This window comes from Hymenobacter sp. ISL-91, from assembly GCF_018613725.1.
In the GTDB taxonomy this organism is placed as follows: Bacteria; Bacteroidota; Bacteroidia; order Cytophagales; family Hymenobacteraceae; genus Hymenobacter.
The window spans coordinates 13,987-30,894 of sequence record NZ_JAGGPS010000008.1 but is presented as its reverse complement, the minus strand read 5'-3'; the positions used below and the strand labels follow the sequence as shown (position 1 = coordinate 30,894).

Annotated in this window: 18 protein-coding genes; 9 read left to right on the top strand and 9 right to left on the bottom strand. The window is 58.4% G+C overall.

Translation table 11 applies throughout. The annotated features are described in order from the left end of the window. Nucleotides 1-50: 50 nt before the first annotated feature. The 3 genes from lptB to J7E24_RS03750 all read left to right on the top strand — a co-directional run bounded on the left by lptB (nt 51) and on the right by J7E24_RS03750 (nt 2,944). Complete coding sequence (gene lptB, locus J7E24_RS03760; protein WP_215135260.1) at nt 51-782, top strand: LPS export ABC transporter ATP-binding protein; 732 nt, start codon at nt 51-53, stop codon at nt 780-782. Nucleotides 783-910: 128 nt separating this feature from the next. Then, nucleotides 911-2,437, top strand: coding sequence for a GH3 auxin-responsive promoter family protein (locus tag J7E24_RS03755; RefSeq protein ID WP_215135258.1), 1,527 nt, complete (start codon nt 911-913; stop codon nt 2,435-2,437). Between the two features lie 33 nt (nt 2,438-2,470). After that, nucleotides 2,471-2,944 carry a toxin-antitoxin system YwqK family antitoxin gene (locus J7E24_RS03750; RefSeq protein WP_215135256.1) on the top strand — a complete coding sequence of 158 codons (474 nt, stop codon included), beginning with the start codon at nt 2,471-2,473 and terminating at the stop codon, nt 2,942-2,944. A gap of 484 nt (nt 2,945-3,428) precedes the next feature. Here J7E24_RS03750 and J7E24_RS03745 read toward each other — a convergent pair whose 3' ends face one another. The 6 genes from J7E24_RS03745 to J7E24_RS03720 form a co-directional block, all read right to left on the bottom strand. After that, complete coding sequence (locus J7E24_RS03745) at nt 3,429-4,199, bottom strand: TIGR00266 family protein (RefSeq protein ID WP_215135254.1); 771 nt, start codon at nt 4,197-4,199, stop codon at nt 3,429-3,431. A gap of 65 nt (nt 4,200-4,264) precedes the next feature. Beyond that, entirely contained in the window at nt 4,265-4,633 is a 369-nt protein-coding gene (locus J7E24_RS03740) for a hypothetical protein (protein ID WP_215135252.1), read from the bottom strand. A 161-nt stretch (nt 4,634-4,794) separates the two neighbouring features. Next, entirely contained in the window at nt 4,795-6,336 is a 1,542-nt protein-coding gene (gene gltX, locus J7E24_RS03735) for a glutamate--tRNA ligase (protein WP_215135250.1), read from the bottom strand. 100 nt (nt 6,337-6,436) lie between these two features. After that, nucleotides 6,437-7,048 (bottom strand): pentapeptide repeat-containing protein, encoded by a 612-nt coding sequence (locus J7E24_RS03730; protein ID WP_215135248.1) that lies wholly within the window; start codon nt 7,046-7,048, stop codon nt 6,437-6,439. Then, the gene (locus J7E24_RS03725) at nt 7,048-7,242 is read right to left on the bottom strand and encodes a hypothetical protein (RefSeq protein WP_215135246.1); all 195 of its coding nucleotides are present in this window, start codon (nt 7,240-7,242) and stop codon (nt 7,048-7,050) included. The genes J7E24_RS03730 and J7E24_RS03725 overlap by 1 nt, the downstream gene beginning before the upstream one ends. Before the next feature lie 145 nt (nt 7,243-7,387). Next, a complete protein-coding gene (locus J7E24_RS03720) occupies nt 7,388-7,777 on the bottom strand; it encodes a RidA family protein (RefSeq protein WP_215135244.1) in 390 nt (129 codons plus the stop codon). A gap of 67 nt (nt 7,778-7,844) precedes the next feature. Here J7E24_RS03720 and J7E24_RS03715 point away from each other — a divergent pair, with 67 nt between their 5' ends. Further along, a complete protein-coding gene (locus J7E24_RS03715; protein ID WP_215135242.1) occupies nt 7,845-8,510 on the top strand; it encodes a 3-hydroxyacyl-CoA dehydrogenase family protein in 666 nt (221 codons plus the stop codon). Between the two features lie 95 nt (nt 8,511-8,605). Here J7E24_RS03715 and glmS read toward each other — a convergent pair whose 3' ends face one another. The 3 genes from glmS to J7E24_RS03700 all read right to left on the bottom strand — a co-directional run bounded on the left by glmS (nt 8,606) and on the right by J7E24_RS03700 (nt 12,891). Further along, nucleotides 8,606-10,444: a glutamine--fructose-6-phosphate transaminase (isomerizing) gene (gene glmS, locus J7E24_RS03710; RefSeq protein ID WP_215135240.1), complete on the bottom strand. Its 1,839-nt coding sequence runs from the start codon at nt 10,442-10,444 to the stop codon at nt 8,606-8,608. 112 nt (nt 10,445-10,556) lie between these two features. Next, nucleotides 10,557-12,095, bottom strand: coding sequence for a DUF4270 family protein (locus J7E24_RS03705; RefSeq protein WP_215135238.1), 1,539 nt, complete (start codon nt 12,093-12,095; stop codon nt 10,557-10,559). Then, the gene (locus J7E24_RS03700; RefSeq protein WP_092773934.1) at nt 12,079-12,891 is read right to left on the bottom strand and encodes a glycogen/starch synthase; all 813 of its coding nucleotides are present in this window, start codon (nt 12,889-12,891) and stop codon (nt 12,079-12,081) included. Before J7E24_RS03700 ends, J7E24_RS03705 begins: the two co-directional genes overlap by 17 nt. A 119-nt stretch (nt 12,892-13,010) precedes the next feature. Here J7E24_RS03700 and panC point away from each other — a divergent pair, with 119 nt between their 5' ends. The 5 genes from panC to J7E24_RS03675 all read left to right on the top strand — a co-directional run bounded on the left by panC (nt 13,011) and on the right by J7E24_RS03675 (nt 16,731). Then, entirely contained in the window at nt 13,011-13,865 is an 855-nt protein-coding gene (gene panC / locus J7E24_RS03695; protein ID WP_215135236.1) for a pantoate--beta-alanine ligase, read from the top strand. A 145-nt stretch (nt 13,866-14,010) separates the two neighbouring features. Next, complete coding sequence (gene panD, locus J7E24_RS03690) at nt 14,011-14,358, top strand: aspartate 1-decarboxylase (RefSeq protein WP_019948715.1); 348 nt, start codon at nt 14,011-14,013, stop codon at nt 14,356-14,358. Between the two features lie 26 nt (nt 14,359-14,384). After that, nucleotides 14,385-15,434: a lysylphosphatidylglycerol synthase transmembrane domain-containing protein gene (locus tag J7E24_RS03685; RefSeq protein ID WP_215135234.1), complete on the top strand. Its 1,050-nt coding sequence runs from the start codon at nt 14,385-14,387 to the stop codon at nt 15,432-15,434. Nucleotides 15,435-15,499: 65 nt separating this feature from the next. Further along, nucleotides 15,500-15,979, top strand: coding sequence for a D-glycero-beta-D-manno-heptose 1-phosphate adenylyltransferase (gene rfaE2, locus J7E24_RS03680; RefSeq protein ID WP_215135232.1), 480 nt, complete (start codon nt 15,500-15,502; stop codon nt 15,977-15,979). A 62-nt stretch (nt 15,980-16,041) separates the two neighbouring features. Then, nucleotides 16,042-16,731 carry a zinc metallopeptidase gene (locus tag J7E24_RS03675; protein WP_176908409.1) on the top strand — a complete coding sequence of 230 codons (690 nt, stop codon included), beginning with the start codon at nt 16,042-16,044 and terminating at the stop codon, nt 16,729-16,731. Nucleotides 16,732-16,908 lie beyond the last annotated feature (177 nt).

The following is a 16,908-nucleotide window of genomic DNA, read 5'->3' as shown; positions in this document are numbered from 1 at the left end:
TCAGCATGACAGTTCTTCTACCAACAATACCCCACGCTACTCTCCAATAAATGGTTCTTCGCGCTGAACACCTGGTAAAGAAGTACAAGGCCCGCACGGTGGTCAACGACATGAGCCTGCACGTCGAGCAGGGCGAGATTGTGGGACTACTCGGCCCCAACGGCGCGGGCAAAACCACCTCGTTTTATATGACGGTGGGCATGGTAAAGCCCAACGAGGGCAAGGTTTTCCTGGATGACCGCGACATCACCAAGCTGCCTATCTATCAGCGCGCCCGCCTCGGCATTGGCTACCTCGCCCAGGAGGCCTCCGTGTTCCGCGACCTGACGGTGGAGGAAAACGTGCTGTCGGTGCTCCAGATGACGGATATGCCCAAGCAGGCCCAGCGCGACAAGGTGGAGGAGCTGCTCAACGAGTTCAGCCTGACCCATGTGCGCAAAAACCTGGGCCGGGTACTGAGCGGTGGCGAGCGGCGGCGCACCGAAATTGCCCGCGCCCTGGCCGTCGACCCCAAATTCGTGCTCCTCGATGAGCCCTTTGCGGGCGTCGACCCAATTGCGGTGGAGGAAATTCAGGGCATCGTGGCCAAGCTCAAGCACAAGAACATCGGCATCCTCATCACCGACCACAACGTGAACGAAACGCTCAGCATCGTGGATAGGGCCTACCTGCTCTTCGAGGGCAAGCTGCTGAAAGCCGGCACCGCCGAAGAGCTGGCCGCCGATGAAATGGTGCGCCGCGTGTATCTGGGCAAGCATTTCGAGCTGAAGCGCAAGGTGTGAGTACTTCGTGATTACTTGCTGTTAAGCAGCACGATGTTATTCAACGACACGAACGGCGGGCGGGGACAAGCCCCGCCCCTACATCGTTCTTCATTGGCATCATAGCCATTAAACACGAAGCACAACCAATGATTGGCACCGTTCTGACCTGGGCCGTGCAGCGCCGGCTGACCAGCATCGAGCATTTCCGGCGCCACCCGCACGAGGTGCAGCAGCAGGTGCGCCAGGAGCTGCTGCGCACGGCCCGCGGCACCGACTGGGGCCGCCGCTACGGCTACGCCGATGCACCCTCGGCCCGCGAATTTGCCCAGCGCGTACCTGTGAGCAGCTACGAGGAGCTGTACCCCGAAATTGAGCGGGTGCTGCTGGGCGAGGCCAACGTGCTGTGGCCCGGCCGGGTGCAGTGGTTTGCTAAAAGCAGCGGTACCACCAATGCCCGCAGCAAGTACATCCCCGTTACCCGCGAAGCCCTGCACGAGTGCCACTACCGCGCCGGCCGCGACATGACGGCCTTGGCCACGCTGCATTACCCCAAGCACGATTTTCTGGGCGGCAAAACCCTGTCGCTCGGCGGTACCCACGGCCCCAACCCGCTCCGTCCCGAAGTCCCCAACTCGCGGGTTGGCGATGTGTCGGCCATTATTATGCAAAACCTGCCCGCCTGGGCCGAGTTCATCCGGACCCCGCCGCTGGAGCTGGCCTTGCTGGATGAGTGGGAGGAGAAGATTGAGCGCATTGCCCGCCATGTGATGCAAACCGATGTGCGGGCGCTGGCGGGCGTACCCACCTGGATGATTGTGCTGTTACGCCGGGTGCGCGAGCTAGCCGGCACCGACGATTTGCACGCCATCTGGCCACGGTTAGGCTTGTTTCTGCACGGCGCGGTAGCCTTCGGGCCCTACCGCGAGCTGTTTCGCCAGCTCATCCCGAGCTCGAAAATGCACTACCTCGAAGTGTACAATGCCTCCGAGGGCTATCTGGCCCTGCAGGACGAGCCGGATTCCGAAGACCTGCTGCTGCTGCTCAACCACGGCATCTACTACGAGTTTTTGCCCCAGAACCAATGGGAGGAAGCTGCGCCCCAGGCCATTGGGCTGGATGAGGTAGAGCTGGGCCGCACCTACGCCCTGCTCATCAGCACCAACGCCGGACTGTGGCGCTATAAAATCGGCGACACGGTGCGCTTTACCAGCCTGGCACCCTACCGCATCCGCATCTGTGGGCGCACCAAGCACTTCCTCAATGCCTTCGGTGAAGAGGTGGTGGTAGAACACGCCGACGCTGCCCTGGCCGCTGCCTGCCGGGCCACCAATACCACGGTCGGCGACTATACGGCGGCCCCCATTTACTTCGCTGAGGGTGCCGGTAACTCGCGCGGCAGCCACCAGTGGCTTGTTGAGTTCACCTGCCCGCCCACCGATCCGGCCCATTTCGTGCAGGTACTCGACGATACGCTGCGCCAGCTCAACTCCGACTACGACGCCAAACGACACCGCGACCTGGCCCTTATGCCGCCTACGCTCACAGTGGCTCCAGCTGGTGCATTTGGGCGCTGGCTGGCCAGCCGGGGCAAGCTTGGGGGCCAGCACAAGGTACCCCGCCTCAGCAATTCGCGGGAGCTGCTGGATGAAATCCTTTCACAACTAAATAATTAGTTGTAACTATCGGCAGGATTATTTTCTCCTGCTATGCGCCGTACTTCCATGCTGCATTGGTCGCTGCTGAGCGTGACCTTGATTGGGCTCAGCAGTTGCGCCCGGGTGCCTGTTGGCTTCTGGTCACGCAACCGTTTCGATCAGCAAGAGCAACGCCATGGCCCCTGGCGCACCTACCTCGATGCGCAGCAGCACTTGCTCAATAAGGGCCGCTACCGGCATGGTCGCGAGGCAGGGCGCTGGCGCTACTTCAGCCCCGGCGGCCTGCCCGAACGCACCGAGCGTTTCCATCGTCGTCCGGCGGGCCTTATTACCCTAACCGTGTACCACCCCAACGGGCAGATAGCCAGGCGGGGCAAAGCCCGGTATCAGTCTACAGCCACTACCGAACGGTTCTTCTGGTTTGGCGAGTGGCGTTGCTACGATGAAACAGGCCACCCGCTCCCATCAGAGTTTTATGTGAATGGCATCCGGACCGGCGTGCCGCTGGTACCGCCTGGGCCCTGAGCGGATGCCTTTACTGGTAAAATAGGACATTGCGCCTATGCAGGCCCAGCCGACCGACGTGCCGAAAAATCCGCTAACGTGCTGTAGTACGTAAGTTGAAATCCGATACTGGTGATTCGCTGATCTGTTTTTTCGGGGCGCAGCTTTGCATTATAATCGGATAACTACTTATATTTCGCTTTGTCCTGATCTGAGTTCCAACCTAAACTCCCGCGTATGTCCAGCGCAACTCTTGCTCCTGTTTCCTCTTCCTCCAGCCGGCGACGGCGCACCAGCAGCTATGTTCGTTTGGAGAAGGAGAAAAAATCCGAGAAGCGGGCCAATTACCTTACAGCGGGCATTTTAGGGCTTATTGCACTGGCCCTGTTGGTTAGCCTGGGAGTTATTGCGTTCAGCGCCGTAAACTGATTGCTGGCCAAAAAGGCCTGGCGCGACAGCCCGGCATGCGTACTTGCCGGATTGCCGCGCCAGATAGGATGGATGCTTATTCCTGAAACAGATTGCCGAGCAGGCCACCGCTTTCTTTGCCGGCATTGCCGCCAGCCGGGGCCAGGGCCTGAATGAGCTTCTTTACGGGCATAGACTGCAGCCATACCCGGCCCGTACCGCGTAGCGTGGCCAGCATCAGCCCCTCGCCCCCGAAAATCATGGACTTGAGGCCACCGGCGCGGGCAATGCTGAAATCGATGCCCGGCTCGAAGGCCACTACGCAGCCGGTATCAACACGTAGCAGTTCGTTGTTGAGGCGCTTTTCAATGATGGCTCCGCCCGCGTGCACGAAGGCTTTGCCGTCACCGGTTATCTTCTGCAGAATGAATCCTTCGCCGCCAAAAAAGCCCGCGCCAAGCTTCGAGTTGAGGTGCAGACTAATTTTGGTGCCCCGGGCGGCGGCCAAAAAGCCATCCTTCTGCACAATCAAACCCTGCGGCAACTCCCGCAAATCGAGCGCGATGATGGTACCGGGGTAAGGGGCCGAAAAGGCTACCTGGGCCTTGCCCGAACCGCCGCGGTGGGTAAAGTGCGTCATGAATAGCGACTCGCCTGTGAGCAGCCGGGTACCGGCCGAAAACAGCTTGCCCATCAGCCCCTGGTTTACTTCTGAGCCGTCGCCCATTTTGGTTTCGAAGGCAATGGCCTCGCTCATGTACACCATGGCCCCCGCTTCGGCAATTACCGTTTCGTTGGGATCTAGCTCTACTTCGAGCACCTGAATGTCGTTGCCGAGAATTTTATAGTCGATTTCGTGAGACTGCATGCGCAAGCGTTGGGAAATGGATGGAAAGAAGCTCAAGTATAGCGAAAGATGAATAAAGCGCGAGCTTACTCGTCGTCTTCATCCGTTACCTCGTCCTCATCCACCTCCTTACCTTTCGCATCAGCTTTGGGCTTTTTGCTCTTGGCCTCGGTGCTGCTGCGGCGCACAAAATCCTCCTCCGACTCCTCTGCTTCTTCGATTGGCAGGTCGTCATCTTCCTCGTCCTTCTCCCCGAAAACCCCGTCGCGGTTCACCAGCTTTTTGTCGCGCACATGGCGGTTGAGGAACTTGTTGATTTCTTCGATGGAGTAATTGGAGGTGATTTCACCCAGCGGGTTCACCTTGATTTCGAAGCCTTCCAGCTCCTTATGCACCCGGGCTTTCTTCTCGGGCTCTTCTTTTTTACTTTTCGACTTGGCGGGTTTCTTAGCCATAACAATGCGGGGCAGGTTAAGTAAGCGGAAGCGCGCCGGCCCACGGCCCGCGCCCTGTAGGTACGCAGCCGTTGGTGCGAAGGATATGCTACTGCCCCCCCATGCAAAAGCCCGCCCAACGGTTTGTCGGGCGGGCTTTCGTAATCAGAAATCCGGAAATGTTAGGCTGCGGGCAGGGCCGCTACCGCCGCCTGAATCCGCCCGGCAGTTTCCTGCGGGCCCAAAATGTGCATAATGTGCATCAGGTCGGGGCCGGCGCCGGCCCCGGTTACGGCAACCCGCAGCGCCTGCAGTACCTGCCCGATTTTCAGGCCCTGACCTTCCACTACTTGCGTGAGGAGCGCCTTAATCTCATCGGGAGTGGCACCAGGGGCGGCAGGCAGCTGAGCGGCAAATTCGGCCAGTACAGCGGCTACCGGCGCGTTCCATTTTTTGCTGATTACCTGCTCGTCGTAGCGGGTAGGCTGCTCGAAGAACAGCTGCGCCTCCTGGGCCAGATCGGCCGGGAAAGTGGCCCGTTCCTTCACCAGGGCGGCAATCTGGGTGGCTTTATCGGCCGACACCTCAACGCCTTGCTTCTGCAGGTCCTCCATGAGGTACTGGGCCAACTCGGTGTCGGGCTTGGCGCGCAGGTACTGCTCGTTGTACCAGCGCACCTTGTTCTGGTCGAAGCGGGCCGGCGACTTGCTCACGCGCTCAATCGAGAAGTTTTCAATCAGCTCGTCCATGGTAAACAGCTCCTGGGGCGTGCCGGGGTTCCAGCCCAAAAAGGCCAGGAAGTTAATGAACGCCTCGGGCAGGTAGCCGGCCTCGCGGTAGCCGCTGCTCACGGTGGGCTGGCCATCGGCGTCGGTGCCGTGGAATTCGAGCGGGAACACCGGGAAGCCGAGCTTGTCGCCGTCGCGCTTGCTGAGCTTGCCGGTGCCATCGGGCTTGAGCAGCAGCGGCAGGTGGGCGAACTGCGGCATGGTGCTTTCCCAGCCCAGATAGCGGTACAACAGCACATGCAGCGGTGCCGAGGGCAGCCACTCTTCGCCCCGGATAACGTGCGTGATTTCCATCAGGTGGTCATCCACGATATTGGCCAGATGGTATGTCGGCATGCCATCGGACTTCATCAGCACCTTGTCATCAATAGCCGACGAATGTACCACCACCCAACCTCGAATGAGGTCCTGGAAGCGCACTTCCTCTTTACGGGGTACTTTCAGGCGGATGACGTATGGTGTGCCGGCAGCTAGCAGTTGCTCCACTTCCTCGGCGGGCAGCGTGAGCGAGTTGCGCATCTGGGTGCGCGTGATGCTGTTGTACTGCGGGTTGGGCACCTTGGCGGCCGTGAGGCGGGCGCGCATGGCGTCCAGCTCCTCGGGCGTATCGAAGGCGTAGTAGGCAAAGCCGTCCTTGATCAGCTGGTCGGCGTACTGGCGGTACATCGGCTTCCGCTCACTCTGGCGGTAGGGCGCGTGGGGGCCGCCCTGCTCGATGCCCTCGTCAATCTCGATGCCGCACCAGCGCAGCGCATCCATAATGTACTGCTCGGCGCCGGGCACAAAGCGGTTCTGGTCGGTGTCTTCGATGCGCAACAGCATTTTGCCGCCCAGCTTGCGGGCCAGCAGGTAGTTGTAGAGCGCGGTGCGCACGCCGCCGATATGCAGCGGGCCGGTGGGGCTGGGCGCAAAACGCACCCGTACTTCTCTTTCCATAAGTCAGTTGATTCGCGGCACCGTTGGGGGTGAAAACCGCGCTGCAAAGGTACGAAAGAGGAGATAGGGAAATGGGGATGACAAAAAGCATCATTTCTTCTCACTCCACTACCAGCCCGAATTTTGTCAGCAGGCCCGGCAGGCTTTCGAGGGCGAAGCGGGCGCCCTTCACGTCGTTGAGGGCTGGGTCGAGCTGGAGGTGGCGGGCGGTTCGGAAGTCGGCGCCGGCCAGCTTCGTGTTCTCAAACAAAGCGCCGGTCAGGTCGCAGTCGGCAAATACGCTCCCCATCAGGTTGGTATCGGCGAAATCGGCCTCCCGCAGCGAACAGCCGTCAAAGCGCGTGCCGGCCATCTGTTTGCTCCCGAACGAAGCGTAATCGAGCTGACAACGGTCGAAGTGGACGCCAAACAGCAGGTCGCGACAGACGGTGAACTGCAGGCCCAGCAGCTTGCAGCCGTCGAAAGCCACATTTTGCAGGCTGACGTTGGCCAGCGAGGCCCCGGCTAGGTTGCAGGTTTCGAATAGGCAATCGGTAAATCGACGACCCGCCAGCTCGGCCTGGCTTAAATCAAAACCGATAAAATGGAACTGCTCGAACTCGCGCTGGCCCACCAAGGCGGGGGACAGAACCCGCAGGAGCACGTTTTCGGGCGGAAAGTAATCGGGTCGGGCCAGGGCCTTGGCTGGCTTGCGGACGCTGGGACGACGCATTATTCGCGGTTCTTGAAGCGCAGCCACAGCACCAGTCCCAGCAGCACCGCGCCGCCCCTGATGGCCCAGGCTACCGTTGGCCCCCAGGTGTAAATCCAATCAAGCAGCGGAAACCGGAAATTGCCCGGCAGCAGGTAAGGGGCTACCAAGGCAACCAGCCCGGCCAGGAACAGGAAAATGCCAAGTTCGCGCATGCAGTAAGGTAACGAGGTGGTCAATGAAGCATCTGGCGCGCTTTTTTTGAGTGAGGTACAGAATAAGCTGTGCGGCGGGTAAATGTCAGTTGACAGTAGCTGCCAGGTTCTTTGCCCTGCTCATCATACCGCTGCAGTGGCTCATTTATGCTTCCACGGCCACGCACGAAACTTCCACCTGCACGTCTTTGGGCAACCGGCTCACTTCTACCGTTTCGCGAGCCGGAGCATAGTCGGCATCGAAATAACTGCCATAGATGTCGTTGATGAGGCCAAAATTGCCCAGGTCTTTTACAAAAATGCTGCACTTCACAATGTGGCGCATGGAGAGGCCGGCCGCCGCCAGCACCGCCTGCAGGTTGCGCATCACCTGGTGGGTTTCGGCGGCTACATCCCCGTCACCCACGAGTTGGCTGGTGGCTGGGTCGAGAGCAATCTGGCCGGAGACATACACAGTGTTGCCGGCCCTGATAGCTTGGCTGTAGGGACCTATGGGAGCAGGGGCCTGTGGCGAAAAAACGACGGTATGGGCCATGGGTAGGGCGTAAAACAGGGTGGGTAAACGAAAGAACTATCTTTGGGCTAAAGTAAGCCGAAAATTTATGCATCTATTCATTGTGGGCGGCGAAACCGTCGAAACGGAACTGCGTTGCAAGTTCGGTGAGGCCCATAGCTACGACTTCTGCCCCGCCGCCGCACCCGATCTGCCGGCCCGCCTGGCTGCTGCCGATGTGCTCTTCGACCTGCGCGACTGGCCCGAGCTGCACTACGAGCAGCCCCGCCAGCCCCTGTTCTACGATACCACTGCCCGCAGCCTGGCACAACTCTTCCACAGTGAAGAGCCTCCGCAAGGCCCGGTGTTTGGCCTTTGTGCCCTGCCTACCCTGCTTGATCGGCCTCTGCTGGAGGTTACGTTGCTCGACCCGGCTTCGTCCCCTGTGCTGGCCACCCTTTGTGCCAATCTGGGTACCGACTACCGGCTGGTGGCCGACCGCGTGGGGCTGGTAACGCCGCGCATCGTATGCATGATTATTAACGAGGCCTGCTACACGCTGCAGGAAGGCACGGCTTCGGTACAGGATATTGACTTGGGCATGAAACTGGGCACCAACTATCCCCGCGGGCCCTTCGAGTGGGCCAATGCCATTGGTGTAGCGCGGGTGTACGAAACGCTGGAATGCCTGTATCAGGACACCCACGAGGAGCGCTACAAAGTGTGCCCCTTACTCAAGACGATGTATCTACGCGGCGAGTCGTTTGCGCTATAGGCGGGTGTAACGCCCCGCCCCAAATACAGAGTGCCGCCTCCGAAGCTTCGGAGGCGGCACTCTGTATTCAGAACAAAGCTACCAGCTTAAAAAGGCTACTCTACTGTTACCGACTTGGCCAGGTTACGAGGCTGGTCGACGTTGCAGCCTCGCAGTACGGCAATGTGGTAGGAGAGGAGCTGCAGCGGAACCACCGATACGAGGGGCATCAGTACCTCGCTGGTAGCAGGCACCTCAATCGTGAACTCGGCCATGGCCGGAATTACGGTGTCGCCCTCGGTTACTACGGCAATAATGCGGCCTTTGCGGGCCTTCACTTCCTGAATGTTGCTCACTACCTTCTCGTACGAGCTGTCTTTGGTGGCAATTACCACCACGGGCATGTTCTCGTCGATGAGCGCAATAGGGCCGTGCTTCATCTCGGCCGCCGGGTATCCCTCGGCATGGATATAGCTGATTTCCTTGAGCTTAAGCGCGCCTTCAAGTGCCACCGGGAAGTTGTAGCCCCGGCCCAGGTACAGGAAGTTGGTCGAATCCTTGAAGATTTCCGCAATCTGCATGATTTCGGTATTCAGCTCCAGCGCCTTTTCCACTTTGGCCGGAATAGTTTCCAGCTCCACCATCAGCTCGCGCAGGCGGGTATCGGTAAGCGTGCCGCGCTTGTGGCCCACAATCATGGCCAGCAGCGTGAGCACCGTTACCTGGGCCGTAAAGGCTTTGGTCGAGGCCACTCCGATTTCGGGGCCGGCGTGGGTGTAGGCGCCGGCGTCGGTGGCGCGGGCAATGCTCGAACCTACCACGTTGCAGACCCCGAAAATGGTAGCTCCGCGGCTCTTGGCCAGCTCCAGAGCGGCCAGCGTATCGGCGGTTTCGCCGCTTTGCGAAATAGCAATTACAATGTCGCGCTCTGTAATAATGGGGTTGCGGTAGCGGAACTCGGAGGCGTACTCCACTTCCACCGGTACCCGGGCCAAGTCTTCGAACAGATACTCGGCTACCAGGCCAGCATGCCACGAAGTACCACAGGCCACAATCAGAATGCGGTCGGCATTCACAAACTTCCGCTCGTAGGCCCGTACGCCGCCCATATTCAGGTGACCGGCTTCCATTTCCAAGCGTCCACGCATCGAATCGAGGATAGAGCGGGGCTGTTCAAAAATCTCCTTCAACATGAAGTGCTCGTAGCCGCCTTTTTCAATACGGTCCAGCTCCAGCGCCAGCTTCTGAATGTAGGGCGTCTGCTTCACATCCTCACGGCTGCGCACGTCCATTTCCCCATCCTTGATAACAACCAGTTCGTAGTCGTTTACATATACTACGTCGCTGGTGTATTCAATGATAGGCGTAGCGTCGGAAGCCAGGAAAAACTCGTTCTCACCAATGCCTACCACCAACGGCGAGCCTTTGCGGGCTGCAATCAGTTGGCCTGGGTTGTCCTTGCTCAGCACTACAATAGCGTACGCACCGATTACCTCGTGCAGCGCCAAGCGCACTGCCTGCTCCAGCGAGCCTTGGTTTTTCTTCTGAATCTCCTCAATAAGATTCACGAACACCTCCGTGTCAGTATCGGAGTGGAATACGTGGCCTTGCTCTTGCAGGTGCTCCTTAAGGGCAGCGTAGTTTTCAATAATGCCATTGTGGATGATGGCAATACGCTCCGAAGTAGAGTAATGCGGGTGGGCATTCACATCGTTCGGCTCACCGTGGGTGGCCCAGCGGGTATGGCCCATGCCGATATTGGCGTGCGTATCCTTCTCAGCAATGAACTTCTCTAACTCGGCAACCTTGCCCTTTTTCTTGTATACGCTCAACTCACCGTCATTCAGCAGCGCTACGCCGGCTGAATCGTAACCCCGGTATTCGAGCCGGTGCAATCCTTTGAGAATAATGGGGCAGGCCTCACGGTGCCCGATGTAAGCAACAATTCCGCACATAGTAGTCGACGGGTTCAGAGCCGTAGCTCGAAAAGAAAAAAATATAAGACAAAAGTAGGGCGACACCGGCAAATGCCGTGCCGCCCTCAGGCCTATGGGAGGCTGCTACTTCTTACTGAAGCTTGGAGTAATATACGCGCAGCCGGATGTTGTTGGCATCGAGTTGCGCACGGTTCAGGTTAAGGTTGGCCACTGTGCCGCTTTGCTGCGGTAGCAAGACCCCTTCGCCATTGCGCAAGGCTGGAGAGAGCAACAGCCCTGAAGGACGATCCTCGCCCGCATTGAAGCGGTTCTGCAGGAATGCCTGTAAGTACTGCGTGATACCAACTGAATAGAACTGGGTAGGATTCTGCCCAAACGGAATCGTAACAGAAGCCGGATACCCTACGCCGGTGGAAGACGGTAGGACGAGCGACCCATTGGGCAACTGGACTGGCTCGTCCTGCTGTACGAGGCGGTCAACCGTCGAGGCTCCATTCGCGCGTGTTAGAATCTGGTTGGCCTCGTTTACCTCATAAAGATAAAGCGAAGACGGGTACGGGAACAAGCCATTGCTGAGCTGCCGGACCGGAATGAGTAGCTCGGCCCGGTTGATAACCAACGTTGGTTTATCGCGCAGCGCTTCGAGTCCTTCAAACTCCAACCGAGTGCTCAGCCCCACACCCTCCTGCACATACGTCAGGCCGTTGGTGCGGTCTGAAGGCAGCGGGTTTTGGGCAGTAAGACCAGCTAGCGGGGTTCCGGCCAAATCGGTGGTGAGCTGCGTGAAGTACCGGCCATCCGTGAAAGAGCCACTCAGCGGTGCAATGTTGGCCAAGTAGATGGAGTACGTGCGCTTTTTCCCTTCCGCACCAGTACGGAAGTAAAAGGTAACCACATTAACTGTCCGGGTAGAGGCGCGTGGAATGCTGATGACATTGCCTACATGGCCTTCTGAAGGCCGGAGCAGCACGCCCTTCCACAGTCCGTCGAGCGTACTCTGGTTGAAGGCAGAGTTCGACGTCATGGCCGCAAACACCGAATTTACCAGCGGCGCGGCGCTACTCGATTTAAGTAGCGGAATCCGGATAGTACGCTGGGGCGATGCCACGCTGATGGTATCGGGCGCGTTGCTGGCCGGCAGCCGTACCGTATTGTCGCGGTTGAGTACGGCCGGAAAGTTGCTCACCAGCGCGTCGCCCGTTGCCACCGTAGTGGTCGAGTTGTACACTGTCCGTGCGTCGAGCGGCTGCTGCAGGGGCAGTACATCGAGGCGCAGTGGCTGAACCGCAGAACCGTAGACTTGGTCGAAAGCCAAGGCAAATACCGCCGAATCGAGGCGGGGGTTGACGAATTTAGCCGGCAGCGAATCGAGCGGCGAAAGGCCCGGCAATACCAGCAGGTTCAGGGCGGCGGCGGCCGTAGTAGTGCCCACAAACGAGTCGCGCACGCGGCCCACGAGGGCACTGTTCGCTTTCACCGTCTGCACCACCGGCTGGCGCACTGTGGATGCCTTCAGCGGCAAATCAAGATAGGTGGCAGAAATAGGCGACGTGCCGGGCAAGTCAAGTCCCAAGTCGTTGGCCTTTTCGCAGCTGCTGGTCAGGGCCAACAGCGTAATTCCGAGCAGCGTAACCGACGAAAGTCGGCCGGCGCTAGTTGGCCAGTTCATTATAGAGCGCGTAGTAAGAGGTCAGCAGGTCGTCGTCGGCGGCTACCTGGTCAATTTGCTTTTTGGTCGAATACTCGGTGAACAAGGCCTCCATATTTTCGCTGAAATCCTCGTCGGATTTCACGACCTTATCGGCATACTGCATGCCCGTTTTAATGAAGCCGCCAAAGTCAGCCGTCTTCAGAGAGGCCAGCATATCGTCGTCGATGTCGAGCATCTTGGCTTTTTCGATAATGTCGGCGTCGAATTTGAAATCGAACTCGTTGCTGTAAATCGTAAAGACCGACTTAGCATCCTTGAAAATCGGATCCTTCTTGTAGGTCGTCTTCAAATACATCGGAATCAGACCCGTCATCCAGTCGTTGCAATGCACGATATCGGGCGCCCAGCCGAGCTTCTTGACAGTTTCCAGTACGCCTTTGCAGAAAAAGATAGCCCGCTCGTCGTTGTCTGAGTGAAACTTATCGTTCTTATCAACCAATACCGACTTGCGGTGGAAATAATCCTCGTTGTCGATAAAGTATACCTGTAGCTTGGCATTCGGAATAGAAGCCACTTTAATAATGAGCGGCTTCTCGTCTTCGCCCACGGCAATGTTGATGCCCGAGAGGCGTACTACCTCGTGCAGTCGGTTTTTACGCTCGTTGATAATGCCAAAACGGGGCACAAAAATGCGGATTTCCATCCCCATTTCCTGCATGCCCTGCGGCAGACGCCGCAAAAACTCCGCTACCTTGGTGGTCTGCAGAAACGGGTCAATTTCCGTGGCAGCATAGAGTATTTTCAACTTCGACATAAACGGTCAGTTGGGATTATTAGAGGTAGGCAACACTTTGGGATGCACAAAATTAAGCATTTTTGAGGGAAATTTCATTCTGGTCCGCCTTCCGGCCCCTGGCCGGGCCCCTTTGCTTTATGGAGATACTCACCACTGCCGCCGCGTTGCAAGCCCACACCGAAAACTGGCGCCGGACCGGCCAACATATTGGTTTGGTGCCTACTATGGGTGCGCTCCACGAAGGCCATTTGCAGCTGGTACGGGCCGCCGCCACCGAGTGCGATGTAGTAGTGGCCAGTATCTTCGTCAATCCCACCCAGTTCAACAACCCCGACGATTTTCGCCTGTACCCGCGGCTGCCCGAAGCCGATGCGGCCCTGCTGGCTCCTGCTGGCTGCACGGCCCTGTTTCTGCCCTCAATAGCCGAAATGTACCCTCGCCCGACGGCGGTGCAGTTTGGTTTTGGGGCTCTGGAACGGGTAATGGAGGGGGAGCACCGTCCGGGCCACTTCAACGGAGTGGCCACGGTGGTTAGTAAGCTTTTCCACCTCAGCCGGCCTCATCGCGCTTATTTCGGCCAGAAGGATTTCCAGCAGGTGGCCATCGTACGCCAGCTTGTCAGCGACTTAGCCTTCGATCTAGAGTTGGTAGCTTTCCCAACGGTACGCGAGGCCGACGGGCTGGCCATGTCGTCGCGCAACCGGCGGCTGAGCCCGGAGGCCCGGGCGCTGGCCCCGCGCCTGTACCAAAGCCTGCAGGCCGCCGCCGAGTTGCTCCGCGGCGGGCATACTACGCCGGGGGCCGTACAAGCGGCCGTGCGCGAGCAACTGGCCGCCGTGCCCGGGCTGGAGCTGGAGTACATCACGGTAGCCGATGCCCACACATTGCAGCCGCTGGCCGACACGTATGCTGACCGACCAACCGTAGTATGCCTAGCTGCCCACCTCGGCGGCGTCCGGCTGATTGACAACGTGGTAGTGGAGGCGAAATAGCGAAGCCGCTGCGGTGAGGCTGATATTTTAAAGGCCAGGACGTGCCACTGGCACCGAAAGGCTACAGCGCACCAAACCCGCTACAGCGGCTCGCTATTTCACCTTACGTATCTTTGGCCCCCCAAACAGTATCTGTCGTTTACACATGCATATCGAGGTTCTCAAGTCGAAGATTCACCGCGTTAAGGTTACTCAGGCCGAGTTGCACTACGTGGGCAGCATCACCATTGATGAGGACCTGCTCGATGCGGCCAACATGGTGGAAAACGAAAAGGTCACCATTGTCAACATCAACAATGGCGAGCGGTTTGAAACCTATACCATTAAGGGTGAGCGTGGTTCGGGCATGATTTGCCTGAATGGTCCGGCTGCCCGGCGTGTGGCCGTGGGCGACATCGTTATCATTATATCCTACGCTCTAATCGACTTCGCCGAGGCTAAAGCCCACCAGCCCACCGTCATCTTCCCCGACCAGCACAACCGGGTAGCTTAGCGGTTCTTTTTCTGCCTGCCGACTGCATGAAGCAAGTCCTCAACATCGTAAAATACGCGCTGCTGCTATCTGTATCGGGCCTCCTGATGTGGTACGCGCTCCAGGGGCAAGACCTAAGTCGGATCGGGCAATATGTGCGCGGGGCTAACTACCGGTGGCTGTTGCTTACAGTAGGGCTTTCGGTGCTGGGTTATTTCAGCCGGGCCTACCGCTGGAAAATGCAGATCGAGCCTACCGGCTACCATCCCCGCTATTGGGACGTGTACCATGCTATGATGGTAGGCTATCTGGCCAACCTGGTACTGCCGCGTATGGGCGAGGTTATCCGCTGTTCGGTGCTGCGGCGTACCAGCGGCGTACCGGTGCAGGTGGCATTGGGCACAGTGGTAACCGAACGGGTTATCGACGTGCTGGTGCTGTTTGGCTTGCTGGGCACTACGTTGCTGCTCGACTTTAGCACTTTCTGGAGCTTCCTGACCGATAAAGTGCTGGCTGGCCGCTACGACGATTTGGCCCGTAATCGTACACCTCTGCTGGTGGCGCTGGGTATTGCTTTGCTGTTGCTGCTGGGCCTTGGTTACGCCGTGTTTCGCAACTTGGAGCGGCTGCGCCAGAACGCATTATTCAGCAAAGCAGTGGGTTTTGTGAAAGGCGTGTTGGCTGGTGCCTTCAGCGTGTTGAAGCTGGAAAACAAGGGCCTGTTCCTGTTCCACACTTTCTTCACTTGGGCTGTGTACTACCTCATGGACTACTTGGCTTTTTTCGCTTTCCCTGAAACTTATGATCTGGGAATGCGTGCCGGTCTGGCAGTGCTTACGTTCGGAGCCTTGGGCATGGCAGCCCCGGTGGCTGGTGGCATAGGCCCCTTCCATATAATGGTGCAGAGCGTACTCTTGGCTTACGGCATCAGCAAAGAGGCCGGTATTGCCTACGCGTTAGTCGTGCACGGCTCCCAGACACTGCTGGTGGTGCTTATGGGCGGTATCAGCTTTGCCGCCAGCATGATGAAGTCGGGAAAGGGAGCCAAAAGCCGGCGGCAAGCAGCGGTAGCCCCTGAAACCGAGCTGACCCGATAACACTAGTCGCTGACCAATAGGAGGCAACGTAGCAGCGGTTGCGCAACACGTAAAACAGGTAAGCTATGTGGTCAAAAGATAAAATCCTGAGCCGCGAGGCCCTTGTAGCTGCCGTAGCTGCCTGGCAGGCGGCTGGCGAGCAGGTGGTGTTTACCAACGGCTGTTTCGATCTGCTGCACCTGGGCCACGTCGACTACCTCGAAAAGGCCCGGCATCTGGGCCAGCGGCTGGTAGTAGGCCTGAACACCGATGCTTCGGTCAGCCGGCTTAAGCCCGGCCGGCCGTTACAGGACGAAGTGTCACGTGCGCGGGTTCTGGCCTCTCTTTTGTTTGTTGATGCCGTAACGCTCTTCGACGAGCAAACCCCGCTGGCCCTCATTGAAAGCGTGCAGCCTGATATTCTGGTGAAAGGCGACGACTACGCCGTAAGCCAGATAGTAGGCCACGAGGTGGTGCTGGCCCGTGGCGGGCGGGTGCTGACGGTGCCGCTGGTGCTGGGTTACAGCACCACGCGCATCGTGGAGCGCATCAGCCAAACGTCGTAGTGCCGGCCGGCACGAAATCCGGCGGACTATTGTTTAATCTGCGTACCTGACCTTCTTTTAACATGTTCTCTCCCATTTATATCGTTTTGCTGGTCGCCATGGTGGTCAGCTGGCTCGTGCAGCGTCGCCTTAAAAGCAAGTTCGAGCAGTATTCCCAGGTTGGCCTCCAGAATGGCCTGTCGGGCAAACAGATTGCCGAGCTGATGCTCGCCGACAACGGCATCACCGACGTGCGCGTCATCAGTACCGAAGGCCGCCTGACCGACCATTACAACCCCGCCGACAAAACCGTGAACCTGAGCGAAGCCGTGTATGCTGAGCGTAGCGCCGCCGCTGCTGCCGTAGCCGCCCACGAGTGCGGCCATGCCGTGCAGCACGCCACGGCCTACAACATGCTACAGTTTCGCTCGGCTATGGTGCCGGCCTTAAGCGCCGTATCGCGCTTTATGCCTATTCTGCTGATTGCGGGCGTGTTTCTACTCAACCGTACCCCTTGGCCGCTGGGAGCCGGCGTGGTGCTTTTTTCGCTCACTACGCTGTTCGCCTTCGTTACGCTTCCCGTCGAGTTTGATGCCTCCAAGCGTGCCTTGGCTTGGATTGACAAGCGGGGCATTGTAACGCCTCAGGAGCACGCCATGGCCAAAGACGCGCTGTGGTGGGCGGCCATGACCTATGTGGTGGCCGCGCTCAGTTCGCTGGCTACCTTGTTGTACTACGTCAGCCTTTTTTTAGGCGGTCGTCGCAATAGCTAATGCTCCGAAACTAGCCATAAAAAGCCGCTTCCTAAGCTCCGGAAGCGGCTTTTTAGCTCCTGACAGCTATACAACACAGTTGGTAGCCAACTCTTTGTACAGGTTTTGTGTTAGAACGCTACTGTCCAACGCCTGATTGCGTAATTTTGTCTGGCCGCAGCCCGCCTGCCGAGCCGG